This is a genomic window from Candidatus Omnitrophota bacterium (assembly GCA_030688425.1).
Taxonomy (GTDB): Bacteria; Omnitrophota; Gorgyraeia; order Zapsychrales; family JANLHA01; genus JAUYIB01.
This window is the reverse complement of sequence record JAUYIB010000010.1, coordinates 172,589-197,447: the sequence shown is the minus strand read 5'-3', so window position 1 is coordinate 197,447 and position 24,859 is coordinate 172,589. Positions and strand designations below refer to the sequence as shown.

Sequence of the window (24,859 nt, the reverse complement as noted above, 5' to 3'; positions counted from 1 at the left end):
ATTGAGCAGAGGATTATCTTGCTCCCTGCCAGCATGTTGCTTTTGGATGAATTGAGCGCAAGGGCGGGAGTCAATCAATATAACCAAAGGGTGATTGACACGCTGCCGCAAGAATTTTTGGCGCGCTTCGGTATGACTGAAGAGTTTATCAAGACCAGAGGAAACAAGCGGATCCTCTTGTTGGACGCGGGATTCTTGGGGAACGTGCGGGGCCGGCTGTACGGCATTATTCACGGCGCCTTCCCGCATTTGAGAAATGAAATATCAGGAATCATCGATGACAAACTGGTCTCGCGGCTGGCAGAGAAGATTTTTTACGGATGGGATCGACCCGTCCTTGAGAAAATGTTCCCGAAGACAATCCGCTTTACGACAAGCCGCGACGGCGTGTATCTTTTGGCTGCGGCCATGCAGATGCTGCCGCATGCTCATGGGCATTATGCCTATGAACCGCGTCATCTGGTTGCGACTTTGGCGGAAGAAAGAGAAGAGGACCTCGACCTGACCGCACGTCGCGGCGGCGTGACCAACGTCAACGCCTCGGTTGTGAACCCCGCGGCTGCGATGCTGGTGCAAAAGCGAGTCGTGGAATATTTCAGGGGTGTTTATTCACCTCTGGCCGTGGCCCTGGCAGGAGAAACCCCCGATTCAAATTCGCATCAATTGATAACGCGTGAGGCATTCTTGGCGCAAGCCCAAGAGATCACCGCGTCATTGTCAACCCAGAAAGAGCCAACGGTGGCTATCCGGGGCGCCCAGAATGGGCGGGATGGCGTCGAAGAATTTTGGCGCGAGCAGATGGGCCGGCAGGGCAATGCTTTTGAGCACGGCGCGTTCAACGGGCATTATCCGGATGAAGCGGTCAGATTTGTTGCCGAGCACTTGAAGCGCGCGGCGCAGGCCGCCGGCAGGGTTCTGAACATCGTGGACGCCGGGGCCGGCCGGACGGCGTATCTGTTGACGCGGATCCAGGAAGAGCTGCCGGGGTTGATCGCCAAATTCACGGCGGTCGATCTGGACGCGACGGGCAGGAACGCCGCCGCCCTGGCGGCCCGGGGGATCAGTTTTGTCCGCGGCCATATCCAGGACCTGCCGCTGAGCGACAACTCGGTCGACATTCTGCTGTCCACGTTCACCCTGGATTATGTGGATCTGGACAAAGAGGGCTTCGGGGTGCTCAGTGAAATCGCCGGGGTGCTGGCGGAAAACGGCGTCGCAGTGCTCCTCCTGCATCATCCGCGGTCGCCATACATGGCGGATCTTTTGGACATCCAGCGTGGCATTGTGGAAGTAACCCTGGTGCAGTTAAAAACTTTGTTGGAGGAAATGCGTGGCGTTTCTGCAGAACGGCTTGTGGCACTGATCCAGGAATTCAATATGAACGCGGAGGCCCTGGAGGGATCTCTGGACATCCAGCATTCCGTCATCGACATGGTCGTGCGGTTCGGGGCCAGGCCGGAACATGCGGACGCCAGAGAGATGGCTTTGCGTACGGTCGAAGACCTGTTGAGAAAGCATAAAATCGAAGCCCTGCAGGAACGTCTCCGCCGGAACTTGGCGCGGTTTGAGGACGCCGGCAGGGTCCGAGAATTTTTCCGCCAGGGCGGATTTGACGCGGAGGTCTCGGAGTTGAGAAAAGGCGATACCGGACAGCTGTTCGCTTACGGAGTTGTGCTCAAAGCCGCCCGGACCGCTCCGGCCTACCGCGGCCGGCTGACCGATAATGAACCCAGCGGGCGGTTAGCAAAAGATTCGTTTGAAGTGCCGCCTTTCAGTGCCAGGCGATTGATCGCTGGGGCAGTCCAGGGCTTGTCGTCAAAGGACAGTCAAAAAATTGTGCAGTCTCTCCAATTCTTGGCCGCCATGCAGGTCAATATGGTTGTTCACCAAATCCATCCTTTTTTGACCCATCCAAGTTCGGAAGTCCGACGTGAAGCCATCAACGCGCTTGCTGCAATGGGCGTTTCCGATTCCCTGAGTCACCTTGCCAGGAGGGTGCGGGATATCGACGACGTTAAGCTTGCCGACTCCATCCCCGCAGACGAATCCATTGAGATCAGAATGCTGTTAAACGCTATGATGAGCGTGGACCATGCCAGGGCAACGGAAATGATATTGGATCTTTACTTTGATAAATCCGTTGGCGTTCCGGTTAAGCGATACGCGTATGCGGCCTTAAAGGCGCGATTGTCTGTCCTGGATGTATTCGCGCGAGCCATTGAGGAACACAGGGGCAACCCCTTGCAGGCTGGCCTTTACTTGCTTCTTGGTGAAAGCCGGTCGGCAGAAGTGCGGCAATGGCTCGAGGAAAGATATGCTCTCATTCATGACCCTGCTGAGAGACTGGCCGCTGAACTCGCGTTGGCCGACCTGGGTGTTGCAGAGAGGGAGAACCAGCTGGTTGGGATATTGGCGCGCGGGATTAATCCGTACCGGATATATTCAAAGCATGTCATTGTGGTTTTAGGCAGGATGGCCCTGCGAAATCAAGACCTCAAGAAGAAAATTATTCCAATCCTGTGGACTTTCGTCCGCGCCAGGGATTCAGGCCAGGAACAAACAGAAGCCATCGTGGCCTTGGGACGATTGGGAGACATCGCCGTGCTGCCGTTATTGCACAAGATTACAGAAAACAACATGACCAATCCTAAGCTCGTCCAGGAACTGTCCCTCTTGATTTTTGCGTTTCGAAATGAAACAAGTGTCCCTGTATTTATTCGTCTGCTTTCAGATTTCACGCAGTCCCGCGAGACCTGGTTTATCGCGATGGCTTTCTTAAAGGAGGCGGCTAATGGGGCAGCGGTGACGGCGTTGGAAGAACTAACCCGCGATTCGATCCGTAACCTTAAGCAAACTGCTTATACGTTCCTTTATGAAATACGCGCCAGGAAAGCAGGAGTGCCTCAACGGAGAATGGAGGACATGCGTGACGCAGAAATTCCGGGAGGATTATGGGTCCCGGTTCGGATAAATTCGTCAAATTCAGCGACCACTCAGGAAATCGATGAGCTGGTGGCAAAAGGTGTTTTATTGGAATGGGAGGAAGGGATTAAGCGTGATCCTCTTTGGGTCAGGCGGATTTCGGACCTCGGCATTTCAGCGCAAGGGTTATACTTTGCGCCGGTACGGGACCCGTCTTATATTTTAATGAACGGCAATAAATTGCATTATTCGGAAATGAAACGGTCATTAATCTTTCCCAGGGGGCTCCAAAGCTATACCGTAAAATATTCTGGTTCCAGTGTGCCTTATGTCAAGGAAATCTCCGGGCTCGGGACTGTGGCCTTGCCATACCATTTTGATGAAGGCCAGTGGTTTTATGGCGGCGAACTTAACAAGAAATACCGGAGAGAAATGGTCAATGGACAGGCGATCCAGGGTATCGCCGACCCTGTTTTCAGGCGCGATCCTGCAGTCCAAATTGCTGGGAAGATGTTTGGAATAGGCAGGGAACTTTTCCTCCAGCCCATGTTGATCATTGAGCCCTTATTCATGCCCGTGGCGGTGCTAAAGGAAAATTCAATCAATTATTTACCTGTGCATCAAGGACTTGCTTTGGCAGAAACTCCCGCGGCCATGATCGAACAATTTCCGTTGACGATGTACATTTATAAAAATGAAACCGGTATCGATAATCGCTTAGGAACATTACGCCATATTCGCTTATCCGACCCAAGATGGGCGCCGTTTTTGAGTGTGTATGGATACGAAGCCAAAGATGTCCGGGGACAGGACCTCGTAACGAAGGACGGTCAGGAGATTCTGTACGACGAGGCCATAGAGAGCATTCTTAAGAACATGATGGCCAGGTATGCGGTCTTTCTGCGAACTATCCACGATCACCTTAAATTGTCTGGCGGGAACAAAGATTCGGACCTGTTTACCTGGCAGAATCTCAACCCGTTGGTAATTTTTGATTATCAGGATTTCGCGGAGGAGAATTATTCTGACATGAATATGCGGCGACAAATTCTGCTTTTAAACGACACCCTTTCTAAGTTCGGTGTCTCGCTTGGCGCTCCCGTTGAAAGTGTACGGGCTGCTCGGGAAATATTCCGTGATATCTTAACGGGAAGGATGGCGGTCAACGGTTCTTCAAAGCAAGTGGTCCGGGGAACCGCGGTGATTAAGACATTGCCGCGCCAGCCGCCGGCTTACCGCGGCCGGCTGACCGATGAAGAGACCGGACTTCTCGCCCGCGTCAGGTCCGGGGAGCCGGTCGGGGAAGCGTTGCCCGCCGGTGTTGTCAGTGAGGCGACGCGGTATTTGTCCGAACGGCCGATCAGGACCGACGCGCTCTCTGTGCTGGATGCCCGGCGACGCGCCCAGGAATTAAAAGTCGTCTATCTGCGCACCAGCGCGAACCGTATTCCCAACGCCACTATCGACAACGGCACCCTCTACGTCTTTGCTTCACGTCCGGAGCATATTTATCCCGTTCTGCTGGCGCGGATGTTCATCCATGAAATCGTTGAAGACGCCCTGACGGCCATCCCGTCATTGCCCCATGAGCAAAGACATGAAATGTCCCTCCGGGCGGAAAACAGCCTGAATTTGCCGGCTGAATGGATGTCCGTCGGCATCAGCCTCGGCGGCACCAAGATCGGCGCCGGGCTTCTGGACGCGCGGGGCAACGTTCTCCTCCGCGCCAAGGAGATCAAGTGGCAGGAAGTCTACGGGCTGGGCGCCACGCCGGAGCAGATCATCGAAGGCATTATCCGGCAGATCAAGAATCTTGTGGTCGGCCTGGGTCTGGGCGGCGCCAAAGTGGTCAAGCTCGGCGTGGCCGTGGCCGGTCCGGTGGACGAGGCGACCGGCATCGCCGGCAGCGATTTCAAGACGCCGAACCTGCCGTTTGACAAATATCCGATGGTGCAGGCCCTGCGCGAAAAGATGGGCGCTGACGCGGAATTGTCGGCCAACGCAGGCGTGGCGATCGATATTTATTCGATCTACAACGACGGCAAGGCCGCGGCGATCGGCGAGCTGGTGTACTGGGCCCAGCGCGGCGTCCGTTCGCTCATGGCCTTCATCATGGGCACGGGCAACAACGGGACCGCGGTCGAGGACGGCGCGGTGTATGACGACAACCGGGCCTTGTTGGAACTCGGGCATAACATCATGCGTAAGATGGTTGAGAGCGTGGCCTACGGGTTGTTGAGCGCGCGTTATTCCAGGGAAGAATTGAACCGGACGCCATGGCTGTATGCATGGAAGTTCCTCGGACACATTTACCGGGGAAAACATCCCTACCAGTCGTTTGAGACGGGCGAGAAAGACTTTGAGGACTTCTTCGCCGGCCGCAACATCGCCAAGGCGTTCGCGGAAATACCTGAAGCCGCTGATCTCATGGACCGTTACGCCGTCCTGCCGGAGAATATCCAGAATGTGGATCGTCTGCTGTGGCTGATCCGCCAGGAAACGCCGGCGGATGAGGAAACCAAAGAGCTCAAGGGGCTGGCTGTTGACGCCGTCCTGATCGGCATCACCCGGTCCCTGGCTGGTGGTGAGCGCGCGGCGGCCAAATTCGTCAGGACGATCGGCTTGGAGATCGGCCGGGCCTTTGCGGTCATGGTCATTCCGTATCAGAACAAGCAGTGGGTCGAACGGATCATCATGGTCAGCGGGGTCGGCGAGAATTTCGCCAAGGTCAACGGCAAAAAAGATATCTTCATCGCATCCATCCGCCGGGGCTTGAGAGAGGGCCTTAAGGGGCATGTCGAAGAATCCCGGATCCGCCGTATCCAGAGCGGGCTGATCCGTTCCGAGATCAGCTGGGAACGGGAACTTTTGGCCGCGGCCCTGACAGAGCAGGAGATCGCCGCCGGGTCCTCCCGCCAGGTAAGCATGCCGTATCCTGGACGTTCCGAGATGCCGGCCGGTGAACGCCGTAACAGCGATGCCGGCAAGGCGGAGGCCGCTCTGACGATCGCGTTGCGGGACATCAACCGCCATTATCAGGAGAATTATCAGAGGGCGCACATCGCCTGGAAGGACCGTGGCGGGAAAGAACTCGCCGAGTACGTGGGCGGGGCGGTCCCTGTGGAGGTCGATCTCGGCCTGTCCGCACGGGCGCCGCCCGGGACCGATCATTCACGGTTTCAGGAATTTGTCGCCCTCCTCACGGACGTCCTGCGTCATGAACTGATCGGGCATGGCTGGGGCGGCGGCACAGGGAGCGAAGCCCGCGCCGTTAAAGTCACCGTTGATTACTTCTCCAATATCCATCAAGATAATCTCAAGTCCCTTTATGAAGAATTGACGCTTCTGCTGAACGCCTTTGACACGTTTGCCGTGAACGTGAATCCGGCGTATCGCCGCACGCTGAGAACAATCCATGAGAAACTTTTTAACGAGTATTTGGCCGCCGGCCGCATCAGGGCCTTTGAGGCCTGGGTCGAACCCACGCCCCGCATCTCCGGCGATAATGAAGTCCGGCTCCCGAACGGGGCCGTTGTCTCGGGCGAAGGCCTGCGCCAGGCCGTTCATAAGCATGTCGGCGTCCTCCGGACATTGATGGGCGAAACGGAAATCGATGGGATCATCCACTATATTCCGGAATACCGTTTGTTCGCGATTTCTTACAACGGCGGGGACACCCCGGTTGTGTCCGGCTTCTCGGGCATCAGCATTGTCAACGGCGATGTGATGAAACCGCGGGGCAACGGATTCCAGGACACGGTGAGCCTGACCGAAGAAGGCATTGTGATCCGGTATTACACCGTTGAGACATTAGAAAATGCAGGAGACACGCTCCTGACTTACCGCGTCTATCACGGCGAGTACCTGATTCCGTATGCGGACGTTCCTGTTGAATTCATCCTCTCCGGGCAGAATAGGATGGCCCGGAAAGCGTGGGCGTTCAACAACGCCATAGGGGAGCTCCGGGATCCGGACTGGCAGGAAGCGGAGAGGGTGCTGACATCCGGCGAGGCGTATATCCGCGACGAGATCGCACAGTTGAGCGAAAGCGAAAACTATCAGCGCCTCAAGGCGGTCTTCATCCGTCTGCTGGACAAACCTGAAGCTGTTCATCGCGCGGTGTTCCTCGGGTTTGACGATCTGTACACCCTCGACCGTGAGGACCCGTCCTATATCAACGATTGGGCGGCACGTGTTCTGCTTCGCCTTTTGGCCGATGACAATCAGGGTGTTTCGGACCTGGCCAAGAAATTTCTGATCGAGCTGGCACCGCACAAACACAATATTCACGGCGTTCTCCGTCAGGCCTTTGTCCCGGCGGCGATCCCTCTGAAGGCCAGGATCCTTGAGGTCCTGGAAGGGGCGCGCAACAGGGCCAACAGGCATCTGATCCGTTACGCCCTGAAGAGCCCGCATCCGAAGGTCCGGGGCGCCGCTGTCCGGGCGGCCAGATTTTACAAAGATGTCGGCGAAGAAGACCTGCTGAAGATCCAGGACGATGAGAAAAGCCCTCGTCTTGCTTCCTTGGCGGCGTTAACGCTCGCCATCTGGGATTCTCCGGCCGCCAATTTAGAGAAACTGGTGGCCGCAGTCAAAGATGACGATGCCACGATCCGGGCCGAGGCCCTGTATGCCCTTATTACCTTGAACCGCGGCGTCCTGTCCCGGTCGCCGGAGCGCAGCAATGTGCCGTTGTATCTGAAGGACATTCTGCGGGACGAGCAATATGTGGAGATGGAGAAGCGCGTGGCCGCGGCCCTGGCGTTGATCTTGACGGACTCCGCGGACGTCATGGGGTCTTACATTGAAAGCGTGATGACGCCTTTGTCCGGAGTTTTGAACGAGATGTCTTTCACCGACGGGATCAACCGCATGTGGCTTGTGGACCGCCTGCCGCGCACGGCGGAAGAAGAACAGGCCTTGATGGGCCGCCCGGACATGGAAACCATGGTTGTGGTCATCAAGCGCGGCGGCCGGACCTATTATTGGGTCATCAACGGCCATGAGATGATCGATATCGGGCTGGTCATCCCCGAAGCCAAGGTCGTGACATCGCATGTCGGCCTGTTCTCGACCATGCTGGCTTCGGAGAGCGAAATTGATTTTGCCCGGAAGGCCGGGAAGATGGACAGCTCTCTCTATGTCTGGTTTGAAGGCGCGCTCTGGCAGGTGGCGGCCGAGCCGGGTGCCGGGTTGAAGACCCTGGGTCGGGATATCCGTCCGTTCGAAGTCCGGATCCGCGGCGACAGCCCGACTTACGCGCTCTTTACGGTGGGCTCGGCCTATGAAAGCATCAACAGCCATGTTCTTGACCTTGTCCGCGACGGTGAATCGGCCATCGCCGTTTCCTACACTTCGCCGCTGGATTCCTCGACGCCGGCCTATGTCCGATATTTCCGGGATCTGCAGCTGCGCTCGCTCAGCGACGGTGAACAGGACAACGATGATGAGGGAGGCGCCGGGCTTCTGGGCGGACTGACGGGAACGCTGGCTCTTCCGGACGTTTATCCCGGGCCAGATATGATGCAGGCCGGATTTTTCTCGCCGGTGTCAGAATTCCTGCGGCGGTTGGACGGCATGGATGATGGGATGGGCCTTGCTGGGAAATTGGTCCTGCTCGTGATCGGTCTCGCGGTCATTTATGTTTGGCGCCGGTATTCCAAAGAACAATATTTGAAAAACGTCCTTGCCGGATGGGAACGGAAGATCGAGACCGCCCGCGGTGGGCGGCCGACGTTCAACGAAAGAGACGTGGTCGACCTGGCCTATATCGCGCGGTTCAGCCGCGATGAGGACAACCGGGAATTTGCCAAATCCGTGCTGGCTTCCCTGGGATACGCGGCGGCCATTCCGGCCGCGGCCCAGTTCTTGCGGACCCGGCAGGGCAGAGACAGATACGCGGTTCTTCATGACATCTTGGACCGGTCCGGCCGCGGCCTGGTTCTTTATTTGATCCAGGAGCTGAACAAGCCATCGCTCTCCGCGCGCGACCGCCGCGCCGCCGTCCTGGCGCTCAAGGTGATCGGTTACAAAAATCCCAGGGCCCTGGTGGACGCTTTGCAGAGCTCGTTCACGCATAACGAACAGGCGGTCGACGACCTTGTCCATATCCTGTCGGTGATGAGCAGGAGCGCGGTCTATCCCAAATTGTTTCTTGAGCTTTTCCGGACCAGAGACATGGCCTCATTGCTGCCGGAGATCGTCCGCATCGTTGGTCTGAACAGGCACCCGAAAACCGTGGGCGTTGCCCTGGCAGAGGCTCTGGATGAGCAGCTGCTGGAGTCGGGCCTGCCCGGCGGGCAGGTTGAGGATCTCCGCGGCGAGATCGCCGAGGGCGTGTCCCGTCTGAATCTGGATGCGATCCTGCCTCAACACCTGAGCGCTATGGCGCGCGGGTTGCAATTGTTGCACGCGGCTTACATGAGTTTGAGGGACGAACGCGGCGAGCTGATCCGCAGGGTGTGGGAAGAAGTTTTGAAACTTAAGGAAGCCCGGCGCGCTTCGCTGTGGAAACGGCTTCAGGCGGCTTTTGCGTTCAGGGGACCGAAGTCGGACCGCGACTGGGCCCGGTCCTTCAAGCCGTTGACTGAGCAACAGCGGGAGATGGTCGAGGGTGTCATGGGCAGACCGGGCATCCGCGCAAAAATTCTGGAATACGCTTTGCAGGCCTATCGCGGGAATGATTACCGCGAACACAAGTTCTGGGTTTCCGAGGTCCTGGGGCGCGATCCGCAAAAGGCCGATCTGGTTCAGGCCGCCGAGCGTCTGCCCAACGCGGTCGTGATTCATGCCCCGCCGGAGTTTGAAGAGGCGCTGATGCCTTTGCAGAGGGAGAACCCGACCGCGGCCCTGAATACGACTGTTGAAATTGAAGGAAAAATGTTTGATGTCATCATCCTCCTGTCCGAAGGCAGGGCCACGGACCTGGAAGTCCTAAAGTCGATCGTCCATGAAGCGGCGGCCATCCACTTATTCCATCAAGGTGTCCCGGCTGCCGATGCTCACCGGATCGGAGGGATCGCCGAAGCGCTGGTCATGCGCGCCAACCGCGCGTCGCCGTTCGCCTCCCGTCAATCTCACCTGCCGTCCGCGGACTGGATCAAGCGGATGCGTGAAGAATATCAGTTCCGGCGCGGGGAGATTTGGGATAAAACATCCGGGTTGGCGTTTGCCGCCGCCATGGCCGCGGACACCACGCTCACCGATGAGTTTGCCGGACGAATTTATCAGGAAGCCAGGCGTGTCTTTCCCGAAGCCGCCACGGTGGCAGGGGAACTGCCGTTCGTCCTGGTCGCCGAAGGCAGTTATGCCCGAGGGGAATTGAACCGGGCCGCTGACCGCGACGGCCGGCTCTTCATGAGGAGCTGGGACGAAGCGCCGAAGGTCAGGGAGTTCCTGTCCGCAGCCATCCTGGAGATCCTCGGCGAGATCTGGTCTCAATCGCTGATCAATGATCCGGTCGTCATGGACACGATGGACGAGAAGGTCATCACCATGGCCACGGAACTGCTTGAGGCGCGGTTCCTGGCGGGCAGCCGGGAGATCTTTGATGAGCGGATGAGAACGTTCGATGAACAGCTGCTCACGGAGCGGGGCCCGTTCATCTGGTCGCAGATCGGGCGCTGGAACGCGCGCTATCAGAAATACGGCAGGATGAACGGGCTTTTTGACCGCGAACCGAACATCAAGGACGGTGTGGGCGGCCTTCGCGCCGTCCACTTCAGCTCCTGGATCGTCAAGGCGTTTTTGGCCAGAAGGGCCGCGTCCTGGCAGGATTTCCTGGCCCGGGAGTTCGCGACCTCCGACGAGATCAGAAAGATGACCGCCGCTTACGAGTTCTTGCTGCAAGTCCGCCATACCGTCAACGCGGTCAAGGGGCAGGAGGGAAAATTGAACGTCCTGTCGTTTGACGTCCAGGCCGACGTCGCGAAGGACCTGGATTACAGGGATGACGCGGCCAGCGGATCGACGGCGCAGGAGCAGCTCCTGCATGATTACTATGTTCATTCGCTGACCTTGTTCCGCTTTTTGTTGAAGATTTTCCGGCGCGTTTCCGAGCGGATGGAGCCGCCGCAGGAGGACGCGCTGGTGAACATTTCCCACTTGGGAGTGCGGGTCGTGAAGCGCTGGGGCAAGCTTTTGCGCGAGGATATCGGGTTCACGGAAGTGTCCCGGCCGCAGGGTGCCGGCTACCTGGCGCCGATGGAAAGGGTGCGCGTCCTGGAGCCGGACAACGTCATGCCCGTGTTCCTCTTGGCCGCGGAGGACCGCCTGCGTCTCCGCGGAGACCTTCTGGACGCGATCGAGGCGTCGCTTCCCGCGTTTGAGCAGAAGATCGACCATGACGTCGCCTTCGAGCGCGGTGTGGAGAACAGTTTCTTCCAGCTGATGGGCGTCCCGGCCGATAATTCCTATGTCCTGCGGCGGCTCGAGGTGCTGGGCCTCCGTCCCCTGGTCTTCGCGGAGTTTGAAGAGCTTCACTTGCAGGCCGCCGGAGACATTTATCACCGTTACACCCTGGACTTCGAGGGCTATCTGGCCGTGGAATTCCTCAACCAGTTGATGTTCAGCGACGAGTTGAAGGGCGATGAACAGGAAACGCAGCGGCACGTGCGGCCGCTGCTGGATTGGATCATCGGCCAGAATCTGCTGCGCGCGCTGCGGCTGGCGCTCTATTTGCATCCGCTGTATGAATCCCGTCCCGACCTTGTGGAATCGATCCTTTCCAGGCCCGGGATCCAGCCGGAGGAAGCGGACCTGATCATGTGGTTCTTCCGCCACGGCCAGGACCTGGTGGAATTGATGAGGTATCGCGGGCTTGAGGACAGCGCCAGGTTCGTTGAGTTCGCGCATGATGAAATCCGCGGGGATTTCCGCCGCTGGGCCTTGCTGGTTGTGGCCACTTTGACGGAAGGTCATGTTCTTCGTCCGGAAAGCCGGTGGCTGTATGAATGGGAATTTGAGGCGGCCCTTCGGGTCAATAAGGAAATTTTCGAGCATCGGGACCGTCTCGGACGCTGGGTCGAGGAACAGGGCAGAGACCGCGTGGCCGCCAGGGAAGCCCGTTTCGGCGGGCTGGCTGCGTCGGAAGGCCGGACGCATGTCTCCGTGACCCCCCTGGACATCCCCGGCATGGCCGAGGTCGTTGTTTACCATCGCCAGGCCGAGGACAAACCGGGCCGTTTTGCCAAGATCGCCGGTGTGTTCGGGGCGAACCGGTTGTCCATCCTGACCGCGCATGTCGGGCACATCGGACAGCCGGGCAACATCCTTGACATTTTCATCGTGAACAGTTCGAATCCGGCGGAAGCTTTCTCGATGTCCAGCGAAGACCTCTGGCAGAGTGTGCAGAGGGACCTCACCACAGATCTCCGATCGGTTCTTGAATTGGGCGCTCCCCTGGCCGCGGTCTTTGATACTCGTCACCGCATTTACAGCATCGAGCGGCCGAAGACGGTTTTTGCCATTCCGACAAAGGTGTCGTTCAGGCCGACTTCGGGGAGGACCTGGCTGCGTCTGGAAACGGTCAACCGTTCCTTATTGCGGCATACGCTCGGCACGATCATGAGCGCGCTTGATATCAACATCCTCTGGAGCTCTCTGGACCGGGAAGGGTATGACGAACGGGTCGGCCGTAAGGCGGTCGGGGTCTTCTCTCTGCAGCGGGGCGACCGGCCTTTGAACCGTGCGACACGGAATCTTCTGGAAAAGACATTGATGAAGGCGCTGGAGCAGGACAAGATCACCGGGAAAGATCTGGAAACATTCGCGGAAACCCGTATCTGGCCGGTGCAAGATCAGGGAACGCCGGCGAACCCTAACAGCGGTTCGGTTTCTTCCGGGAAACGGCCGATCCATTCTTTGGAATTGATCCTTTATGCCGATCGCATGGCGGACGGAGAAGCCAAGTCCCGGCTTCTGCGGTTTGCCGAGATGCTGGGGATCTTGGAGAACATGCTGTCCTTGAAGACGGCGAACGGCCCGCCGGCCGTGGCATACTTTGACGAAGAGACCGGCACGATCATCTACCAGATGTCCGTTGTTGAGATCATTTCGACCCTCCTGAAACATCATTATTCCTTCATCGAAGCTCTCCGGCTGCTTGCCTTCATCCGCCAGCATGAGGCCTTGCACCAGGACCTCCACCGCCGCGGGATCGAGCACACCGAAGCCGATATCTTCGACCACCAGCTGGGCGTGTCAGCCATGGCGGGCCATCTCATGGCCCGCCGTGAATTCCTTCGGGCAACGCTGGCGGCAGCGGCGGGGATCGCTGTGTCCGCCGTCATCCCTGGCCAGGCCGCGGAAGCCGCGGACGACGTCAAAACCCGGGCCAAGAAACTTGTCATCAGCTACATCCTGGATTTCCTGGAAAAGAAAATGCCCATGCACGAAGATTTTGTCAAGGACACCAAGGTTGACGCCGCGGAATTCCGGAAGATCCTTCCTCAGGTTTTGACGTATGAAAAAAGTCTGGAAGGGAAGAAATACACGGCTCTGCTGGATGACCAGGCCCTGCTTGCGGAGTTCATCAATATCTTACATGAGGTCAATGAACTGGCGAAGGTCAGGACAGGACAGTTCAAGCATACGGAAGCCCTGTCTCCCAAAATGCTGATCGGCCTGTTGTCTCTTCTGGACGACCCCAAGGAAAAACTCAGGGCCTTTTTGGCCTACGGGATCAGCAATCACAGCAAGGATGTTTCTTTCCGGCTTAAAACGAACGATGACACAATCAATAAAAATGCTCAAAAAATCACCCCGGAAATTCAAGTGAAGATCGTGGAGGCCCTGTCTCAGGACGTGCAGAATAGCGATCGTCAGCTGCTGGCCGCCGCCGCGATGCTGGAGGACAGGAATATCGAGCTCAAGTTGGGCGCCATGCTCATGGAATTCAACCGGTCGCGCTTCCAGATCCCGTACGTCTCGGAGCAGATGCTCCAGAGAATGCGTAACGGCATGAAGCTGGCCGCAGAGCTCAGCGAATATTTGCAGAAGGAGCATGGGTATACATTCTATGTCCAGCCGATGGTCTTCCAGTCGTTTCTCCGGTATCAGGCGCCCATGAAGGCGTACCGTTTGGAAACGTCGGAGGATTGGAGCCACGAGGGCCGGACCGTAAGGATCCTGTGGGTCCGGGACCTGAACCCCGATCACAGGATGGGAGGAGGTCATTTCTTAAAAGACACGGATTATGTCTCGGTCGTTCTGGACGAGGCTGAAAGTGCCCCGAAAGAAATGCGTCTGATGGCCGAGACGCGCGGCAAGCATATTCTGACCCGGCTTAGGTCCGCGATCCCGGCGGAACACGTGAAGATTTTTGAGAAGTATCTGGCGGAAGTCGCGCGTTTGGCGGATATCATCACAAAGCAAGCGAGAGATGAAGAATTGTCCAGCGTCGGCAAGGAACACGCCAAGGTCCACGAGATCCAGCATTGGCTGGACGATCACGCGATCGGAAAAGCCGTTTCGGACCGGAGAGCGAGCGAGGTCCGCGCTTACGCGGCCTCCTTGGCCACGGGACGGCACCCGCTGATGGTGATCTTTGATTTGTTGTTGCTACTTTATACCGACGGGTTTTATGGTTCTGTCGCCAGGCGTCTTTTTAATAACCTTCTGGATTTTGCCAAGGCCAAGGGCGTCAAGGGAGCTGACAGGCAGGTCAAAGATAGAATTACCGCCGCCACAGGGTTCGATCATCAGGAAATGACGGAATTCGTAAAATATTTTATTAAAGAATTTGTCCCGCGTCAGGACATTCTTGTCGAATACGCCAAGGCAGAGCTGGCCGGCCCGCTGCCGATCCACTCGCCGCAGTCTGTATACACGCCGGAACAAGCGATAATATCGCCGTCAGGTTTTAAGACCTTCATCGGCACGGCGGCCGGCCTGACCGCCGTTGTGTTCGCCGCGTCGCTGGGCATCGTTTTGTCGGCCAAGGCTGCGGCCATCCTGCTTTTGGCCGGCTTGGCGCTGGATATCTTCGGCGGACTGGGCTCGCGCTTCTTCTCTGCCCCGCGGGGACTTCCCGACACCCGGGGAGGAAGTTTCCCGTGGCTTTCGCCCGTTTATGCCGGCCCCAGGTCTCACCGCTTCCCGCGATGGTGGAGGGTGGTGGCCGGGCCGCTGACGCTCGAGTCTTTACCGATCGGATGGGGGCTCATTCAATACTGGGAGCATGTCCATCATTTCAGCTTTGCGCATCCGTTCCTGACATTTGCCTTCGCGTTATTGTTCATCTGGCACCTTCTGCATGTCATCAGGGCCCCGGGCTTAACGGCCGCGGAGAAAATGGCGTTCGCGTTCACCGATGTCCGGAAATACGCGGTGTCCGTGCCTTCTTTCCTGCTGATCGCAGGGGTGTATACCCTCGGCGTCACGGGCGCCGTGGGTTACGGAACATTCATGGCCCTTGTCCTTTTGGCGGTCCTCCTGCCGCACGCCGTAAGCCAGCTGGGATCGTATTTGCACAGGCTGTCGGTTCCCGAAGAGATCATCCTTCTCCAGATGAACCTTCCGGAGGGCGGGGAATTGCAGCAGGGCGTTGCCGATGCGAGCGTCCCGTCTCTGATCGATGTCCTGCAGGCGCTTCATTCCGCGGCGGAGACGTATTCCTGGGGAGATCCCGGGCCCCGGCGGATCGAGGAATATCTTTCCGGGCTGGGGTTGTACGCCGGCAGTTCCGAGAAGGAGATCGTGGTCCGCATGGCGCACCAGACATTGCTGGCTGACAGGGCCGTCCGCGAAAAAATCGCCCGGTGGCTTGTCGCAAGACAGCTGAGCATTCTCGAGGACATGGACAAAGCGGACGGGATTGCGGAAAGCGACCCGGTCTTGAACTTGATCGAGGCCGCGGCCAAGTTCCAGAGACTAACCTACTCCTGGGAGATCGATGATGCCTTCAGCCGCATGGGTCTGGAAAGGGCAGACAAGGCCTTCCTCAGCGCCCGGGCGGGTCAAATCGTGGAAAAACGGCTGAGGAGCGTGAAGTGGATTGACCGGTTGTTCTTCAGCGTCAGCAGGTTTGCGGACGGGATCGAGGGCCTCGGCGCGCGCATGGAAAAGTCCATGCGCTCGGTCAGAGACCGGATTTATCGCAAAGCCGCGGCGATCCGCAGCTCGCTCCTGAGGAAAAAGTTGAAAAAGCCGTTGGAAGAGTTCAAGAAAACGCAGAGGATCCCGGAAGCTGTCTTCCGGCGGGTCATGGAAAAGGAACGCGGCCGGGCGCCTGCGGCCGGGACCAGCGAAGTTCTTTTCGCGCATTTTGGTATTGCGATCACAAATCAGTGGGCACGTCTGCCGGCTCAGCCGGCGGCCTGGATGATGTCAGGCGTCCGGCCGCCGCGGCCAGGGCCTGTCGTTACTACTCTGCCGGAAATGCCGGTCGCCCGCCTGACAACGCCGCTGGACCGGATGCCGGTCCTTTCCGGCACCGGAAATTCTTCCGATGGTGTCTATGCGGCCATCGCCACGGTTGGCGGAAAGTCATGGCCGGTTGCCGTCAATAAATTTTTCACGTTCTGGGATCCGGAAGATCACCTGGATGAATTGATCATCGCGCAGATCTTTGATCTGCTCGGCGTGGGCCCGCGATTTTACGGCGTTGTCCGCGACGCGGACGGGAAAATAATCGGCTATGCGATGGAAATCGTCAATGGCCGGGAAGAGACCTGGCAGGAAACATTTGAGAAAGAAGCGGGCAACAAACCGGCGATACGGGCAGTTTTGGAAAGCGCCGGCCTGTCCGGCATCGGAGAGTTCCTGATAACGCCCCCGGGCGAGCGCGTAATCATCGACGCCGGCAGCATGGAGATCAAAAATGTGGCGGCCTTCCAGGCGTTTTTGAACGCGCATGCTCCCCAGGCAAGCCAAGGCGGAATTTTCAATGCGTCGGCGGTGCTGGTCGCTGCGCCGTTGGGGTCGGGCAAGGCCGCCCCGGCCGCGGCGGCGGTTACGCTGGTGGCCGCGATGAAGCTTCTTGGCGCGGCCGTGTTTGCGATCAGTCTTGTCGCGGCCGGGTTTGTTCTTTTCAATCGGGTTGTCCGCACCGCCGACGACGATCACCGGATGAAATTATTGGCGAAGCGCGCTGCCGTTTACGGAATCCTCGCGGCGCTGGGCTCGGCTCCGCTGTTCGTCCTGCTTTTGGGAGTGAACGGGATGATCGGGATCCTTCTCGGGCTGGCGGCGTTTGACGCAGGGGTCGCTCTGGCCGCGTTCGCCGAATGGTTTGCCAACCGTCCGGAAGAGCGCAATCCATTTGCCGCCCAGGAGGAGGCGGATAAGAATCGAAATTCTTCCGGTCGGATGGACAACAGCGATCCGGCGCGCACAGATAAGGAACTTTTGCCGGAAGAAGCGGAGCGCTTTGTCGGTCTGCTGGAAGAATATCGGCCTTCCCTTGAAGCGGCAGTAAAGGCGGGCGATCACGATTATCCTTATATCCATATACGGCTTGTGCGGAGAATTTTACATGAAAACGGACGATCCGATCTGGCCCGGATCCTCAAGGGCTCTTTGGTCATCCGCGCGCCGACAGCCTTGCAAGCCGCCATGCGGAATTTTGAGCTTTCTACTGGCAAACGTTTCGTTAAAGTCTTCGCCGCGAACCGGCTGGTTGTCGTCAACGGGAAGCCCCGCGATGTCATTATCCTTTTTGAGCGCTCGCTTGAAGGGCCCGTGGAGACAGCCGCGTCCCTGGCCCATGAATCCGAGGCGATCCGGCTGCGCGCCACGGGGAAGAGCTACGCAAGAATCCACGGCAAGGCCACGATGGTCCACAGTCTGGTGGCAAAAGCCATGTCTTATCAGCAATATCAGGAATATTTCGCCATCACCCTTTCTAAACTTAAGACGGTTCAGGCCGCGCTCAACGGGGGAGAATCGGCGCAGGCCAAGGCGGCCCTGGCGTACCTGGTTGATTGGGTTGAAAACCGTCAGGCAGATAACAAGCCGGTGCACATTTATGACCTGGAGCGCCAGGGCAAACATTGGAAGGCCAATCCGGTCAATCTGATCCTTGGTCATTTGAAGCGTGATGAAATCCATCGGAAATACCGGGCGGCGGTCGTCCATGCGCTTTTGTCCCTGCCGGCGGACATCCTGAAAAATGAAGTGGTCGACCTTCTGATGCATATCGGTTATGGACGGTTGAACAGGGTCTACCGTCATGCCCCGTGGTTGTTCGCGTTTCACGGTGCTCTGGCCGCGAAGATCTATCCGCCGTACGCCGATGCGCGGGATGATTCGGCCGACGCCGTGGCCCGCCGTTTGTACCGTGAATTGAAGGCCTCGGCGGCAAGGACGCCGGAGATGTATCCCGGCCGGCTGGCCGCGATCAAGTCTTACCGGTCCGTCCGGATGTCGTGGCCCGGCATCGCCGCTCACCTGGCGGGTGCCGCGGCTGTTTTCCTCATGGGGACGCATCTTATCAGCCTGGTTCCCATCGCGTCTGTTCTCCTTTTTGATCTTGTCACGCTGGTGTTCCTGACGCCTGTTCTGGAAGAAATCGTGTTTCGCGGCATTCTGCAGGATTATGCCTTGCGGCCGAAGACGGGGAAGGTCGCGGCGGCGCTGACAACGGCCGTGGTCTTTGCGGCGGCCCATTTCTTCTTCCACCCGTTGACGCTCGGCGCTGTGTTGGCCTATCTTTTGTCCGGCCTTGCCTTCAGCGGCTCTTACGCGATGACAGGCCGGTTGAGGGTCAACATCGGGTTCCATGTTTTCGCGAATGTTGTCGCATACGTGCAGCGCCATGGGGCGGCTTTGGGTGTTGCGGGCGCTGTCGTGCCGTTGGACGCCGTTAAATATTTTGTCTTTTTCGCCGTCCTGCATTATCTCTTGGCCAAAGCATTGAAAGTGGAATCGACCCGGCCTATCCCCGTTCGCAAGCTGAATAAAATAGACGCTGCGGCCCGCGCGTTAGGCCGCAAGCTTTATCCGTCCGTGTTCAAGCTGAAGTCCCGCCCGTTCGGCCCTCTGCCCGCCTTCGGCAGTCTGTTTGACGCGCTGGCAAAGGTTAATCTGGGATGGACCGCCGCGGTATTCGTGATTCCGCCGGTTGAGGAGGTTGTCGCCGTCGCCAGAGGATTGACTGCCTCTGATGTTGTCGCCGCCCATGCGGTCGTTTATGACGTCGCTCTCGGCAAATGGGTGCCGGTGACAGAAGGAGACGCGTATCATCAGGAGCTGATTCGTTTCCGTCAGCGGGTGGATTGGTGGTCCGACCGGTTTGGTCTCGCCGGCGGCGTCATTTACCATATGTTCTACAATTTGGGCGCGTATCTGCCTGTTCGCACGGTCCGCATCCTGGGAATGGCGGATCAGGCGCAGTTGTCCCGCTACGAGTTCAAGTTCCCGATCTCCGAGGAGACCGCGCTGAAAATACGCAGGGACATCCAGCCCTTTATGGAACTGGATGAATACGGCGTGGGGCGGCCGGACCTGTCCTACCCGATCCACAGCATTTATCTGGATTCCCCGGACATGGTGCTGTTCATGGACAAGATCGCGGAGAAGATGTCAAAGAGGTACAAGCTGCGCATCCGCTTTTACGACGATAACCCCGATAACCCCGTCTTTTTTGAGATCAAATACCGCACCAAGCGGAGGATCGGCAAAATGCGCGTCCCTGTCAATCGGTCGTCGGTGCCGGGCCTGCTGGCCGGTTTCATGCCCACTCCCGGTGACATTTATACCAAAACCGGCGTCGTGAGCCCCAAGCACTGGGCGGCGTTGAAAGAGTTTCACAGATTGATGATTGCGATTAAAGCCAGGCCGAAGAACCAGATCTCGTACGTTCGGGAAGCCTACCTCGGCAAGGGCGCGGATATCAGCACGCGGTTGACCGTCGACCGGCACGTCGTCGTCAAGGAACTTGACGATCCGATGAACCCCGACTTTTCGACCGACTTGCGGACAGCGAAGAGCTTGTGGGGCGATGTGGAAGTGGCGGAATTTAAGTGGACCGGGCGTGAAGACGAAATGCCCGAATTATTCAAACAGCTCATCCTTAATTACAATTTGCAGCAGCAAAGCTATCCCAAGTATTGCGACGGGGTCATGCGATTGAACGGGGAGTGGAACCTGCGCTTGTCGGAAGGATCGTCCAGCGAAGGCTTCAAGAGAGGCCTGCGGGACGATTACTGGGTGGAACAATTCGTCCATGTCGAACCGTCCCCGGCCGGCCCGATGCACAAAACCGACGCGGATGGAGTCAATGACAATGGGGCCAACGGCGACCAGACTGAGCCGCAAACGGTGCCGGAAGCGCGGGATACCGCAGTTCCCGTTTCGCCTCATGCCGCAGAAGCCAGCAACAGGTGGAACTTGATCCGAAGATTGAAGGCGCTGCTCAGGAACAAGGGCGGCGGGAAAGGGCCGGATGGCGGTTTTGGCCCGGCCATGCTCTTGGAACACCGGGAATGGTTTGAGCAGGAAGGCCTGGTCGTCCCTCTTTGGAAGGCCCCGGCCCGTGAGGAGAAAGGACGCCGCCGGCTCTTCCGGTATCGTCCCACGGCCAGGGAATTTATGGAAAGCCATCCGGAGGCCTTGAATTTCCGCGCGAATCAGTGGTCCAAGCCGGGGCCATTCCGTAAGGCGGCGCTGTGGCTGGCGGGGGCGTTGACCAACCTGGCCTATGACTTCTTCGTCCTGCCGACGTATCTCTTTCTGATTTTCTTCTTCCTCTATGACGAAGATTTGCGGAGGTTCAGCCGCGATTCCCGCGCAAAGGGGACACTGATGACGATGGAATTGCGGTTGTTCTGGCTCGGGAACGCCTCCCGACAGTTCCGGTCGCAGACCGCTGTCAATTATTACACGCGTCATAAACGGGGCATCTGGGCGGCCACGCAAGTCCATCGTCTGTTCAATATCATCATGTACCTTCTGGCCAAGATTGTCCGTCTCAACGCAGGACCGGCGATGGCGGGATCGGGCAAGCGTTCCGCGGAGGAGGTCACAGAGGCCAGGTCCGTCGAGTTCAAGCGCATGCACGCGGAGCTGGCGATGCTCTTTGATGAATATGTCAGCGCCAAGCGCCGTCCTGACCTGGAAAAAGCCAGGGCCCTGCGGGCGGCGATCCAGCGATACGGCGGACTTCTGGAAAGTTATCTCAAGGAAATTCGTGGGCGCACAAAGCGCGAAAAAACATTTTTGAAATCTCTCAACGGCCGGGCACCGCCACAGCTCAAGACCATTTCCGGCCGGCTTGCCCTGAAGATCCGGCGCTTCACGCCTCTCTTTATCGCCGCGTTTGAAAATAACGACACCGAAACCCTCAATTCCCTGAACACCCGCGTTGTTTCCCTTGTCAAGCAGCGGCTCAAGAGCCAGCTGCTCCGCCTCCGGCAGGAACTCCAGAGCGATAACCCCAACCAGGGAGTGGTGCTCGCATACGTCTGGCACATGAGCTCGCTTTACTGGCGCTTGTCGTATGAACACCGCTGGCGTCTGCGCCGGGCCCGGCAGGAGCAGAAGATCACGCATTTCAAGATGGGCGACGCCGCCGGGCATATGGTGTTCAACCTCTATTATGAGCGCGAGCCGGTGTTCCGCATTGAGAGTTCCCCCGAAGGCAAGGTGACCCTGTATCAGATCGTCTGGAAAAACGTGAAAGTGGAGGGCGGGCAGACGGCGCTCATGCCTGTCCTGACAGCGATGAAGTTTGAGGAATTGGACAAGGCCCTGCGCAGCCGCATCCACGCCCTTAAGAGCCAGGAGGCGGATTACGCGCAATTGGTGTATTACGACCTGATGATCGAGGACATCGAGGGCCTGCTGACACACTATCACGAGAACGGGATCGCTTTGCCCGGTTATCTGAAAAAGCAGATGGCCAATTCGCTCGTGGCCGCCCTGCGCGGTCCCAACGGCAGACGCGGCCTGTGGCGCAAGATCGCCTGGGTCCGGCTGCAGATGAACCAGGGCAAAGTCGTGCCGGTCCCGGGCACGTCCCTGGTGGCGGCCATTCGGATGATCAAGCGCAGCGAGCCGAAGATCGGCGCGGCCTTGTCGTTCATCAAGGATGCCCGTGAATATCTCAAGTACCGCATGGATTATATCCAGCTCACCAAGGAAGGCACGGTCCGCAAACGCGATTATATTTATCTGATGCTGCGCGACGACGTGGTTCGGCAGGCGCTGGAACGGTTGAAGGCCGCGCTGACCGCTTCTATCCCGGCCGCCGAAACCCTGAGCGAATCCGCGGCCGAACTGGAAGACATCCGCGCCACGTTCTTCCGTTTTATTCAGCGCGAACCGGATTACAAGCATCTGCAGGCCAAAGTCCAGGAATACGCCATGGCCGCCCGCACGATGCGCGACGCGCTGAAGCGCGTTTCGCAGGCCCAGCCCGCCGGCGTTGAACCGTTCCGAAGGCGTGTCGACAGCACGCTCAACTGGCTGCACGCCGTCACCGCCAGCCGCAAGGCGGCGATGATCAGCGCTCAGAAATCCGCGGTCCGCCGTCACCGGACCGCAGCGCGCACGCCGGCCCGGCAGGCGCCGGCCCCTGTTCCTGCTCCGTACGCGCCGCTCGCGGATTATTTGTCCGGCTTAGGGAACAGTTCCGGCGATATTCAGAAAGTCATCCGTATGCTTCAACAGCGGCAGGAAAGACCGTCCGCGAGGATCGCGCTGGAGATCGGAGCCGGTCTGGCCAATGCGGCATATGAAATTACCGGGAAGAATAAGGAGTTGTACGTTATCACAGCTGATCTTTATGGCGATACCCCTCAATACGCAAAATATAAAAGAAGCTTTGAATCCAGGCGGTTGAAGGGGCAGCGTGGAGCTTTACCAAACCTTGTCCACTTGCGCGCGGACAAGGAGATCCTCCGGCATCTGCAGGTCGTGGATTATGTTTACGTCATCAATCCGGAGTGGTCCGTGATGGTCGGGCTTGTGGAGCTGCTTGGCGGCAACAGATCGAAAACCGGCTACCGTTTTGAACGCAGGGCCGATGGAATTCTGTTTGGCGTCAATGTCCTATCCGTTGCCGATTCTTTCGGGACGCAAGGGTCTGGTCCGTTCCTGTGGGTCCGGCAGAACACGTCCGAGCCGGCCATGCTGAAGCCGTCTCTGAAACGCTATTGGGCCGCGGAAGGCCGGCATGAACGCCGCCGGATCGCGGTTTTTGAGGTGCCGCCCACGGAGGAAAGACTGATCTGGAGCGGGCGCATGACCGAAGCCGAATTCCTGGCCGGTCACGACAACAATCCGCATATATACCTTTTGTTGGCGTTGATGCGGGAGCACAAGCTCGGGCTTGCCGACCGGATCGCGATCCATCAGCTCAACAACCTGATCTGGCATGAAGCCCAATATGGGTATAACGTGCCGGTCGAGAAGACCTTCATTTATAAATATTATCCGCATCTTCGGGCGATCATCCTGTTGAATCAGGATCTGTTCGGGCATGCGCCGGCCATGACGGGAGATGCGGAGCCGCGCATCATGAACGGCCGGCTGCAGCCGGGGATCACGGTCGGCTGGTATTCAACTGTGAAGGCCATGCTGGGTGAATTTGCGGATTCCGCCGAGCAACCGGTGAGCCGGAGTGAAGGGGCTGAAAGAATTCAGTCGCTGGAGGTGGCGGGCCGTTCCCCGGAGATCGCGTCGGCCGTGGACGTCCTTTATCAATATCTTGCTGACAATATGAGGATGTGGAAGGAAAAAAGCAATCAAAGGATTTTTGACACCTGGATGAGGCTCAGCGGGTATTTGGATGAATGGGAAGCCACGGTGACGGTGTGGTTCGTTTACGCGGTGGCGAACAATATCACCGCGGCTCCAAAGGCCCCCGAACCCACGCCGGCGGTTGCAACGCCGGTGGAAGCCGTCCCTGAAGCCCCGGCAGTCCCGCCGGACGATGAAGATGAGGACGCCCAATATCTCGGGCTCACCATCGACCTTGAGGAAATGGGTCCTGTCCGGTTGACCCAGCGCATCGCCCGCCACAGCCGCACGGCGCTGTTCCGCACCGACCAGCCAACCATTCTGGTCAAGCTTTTTGATCTTAACCACATGGCCGCGGCCGGCGCGATCAACAAAGTCATCCTGCAGGATTTTGAACTGGAGCGCGGCAACTTCAAAGAGATTTCCGGCATCGCCGAACTGCAGCCGTACGTGCCCCAGTTCATCAGGGCCGGGGGCATCGAGGACAAAAAATTTGCCTTCATCGCCATGGAATTCATCGAGGGCCAGGATCTCAAATCCTGGCGCGACCAGATGGTTGAGGGGCGCGAGGACAGAAGCCTGACCCCGGCCGAATTCTGGCAGGTCATGCCGCCTGTTCTTGCGATCCTGAGGTTGTTCCACAAACACGGCCTGATTTTTTCGGATTACAAACTTGAGAACATCATCCGCCTGAAAGACGGCGGCTTCAAATTCGTGGACCTGGGGAGCATCTTCTCCTCCCGGCACGTCCGGCAGGCCAAAGACTTCCCGTATTCCGCCACGCTGGAATACGCGGAGGTGTTTGAGAACGCGAGCCAGCTGAAAAACGGCCGCGCCCTGGAGAGGGCCTCGGACATCTTCGCGGCCGGTGTCGGCCTGTTCGAATTGGCCACGGGGGAAACGCACCTGACCATCAATCCGGAATACGCCCAGATCCTTTTGAGCAATCCCTCCGCCATCAATCCGCGGATGGCGCAAAGCAAACTGTATTTCCATTATTATCCGCATCTCAAGAACGTTTTTCCGAACCTCGAAGAGCAATTGCGCGAAGGATACGTTTATTTCGCGGACTTCTGGCATTTGCTGCATGAGATCCTCAAGCTTTCCGTGGAGGGTTACGAATCCATGCCCGGGACGGAGCGCAACCAATATCTGTTCGAGCGCGGGACGGAATTCATCGCCGTCCAGATCCCGGTTTCTCTGCGGTGGCTGGCGCACCCGATCGCCGCGGCAACGACCCTGCGGCGCATGCGCGTTG

General features: G+C 58.1%; 1 protein-coding gene (only partly in view). It reads left to right on the top strand.

All 24,859 nt of this window come from inside a single coding sequence — locus tag Q8Q08_00915, pyridoxal-phosphate dependent enzyme, on the top strand. Of the gene's 114,990 coding nucleotides, 18,753 precede the window and 71,378 follow it; the stretch shown corresponds to coding positions 18,754-43,612, spanning codon 6,252 (complete) through codon 14,538 (partial); the first codon wholly inside the window starts at window position 1. Both the start codon and the stop codon lie outside the window.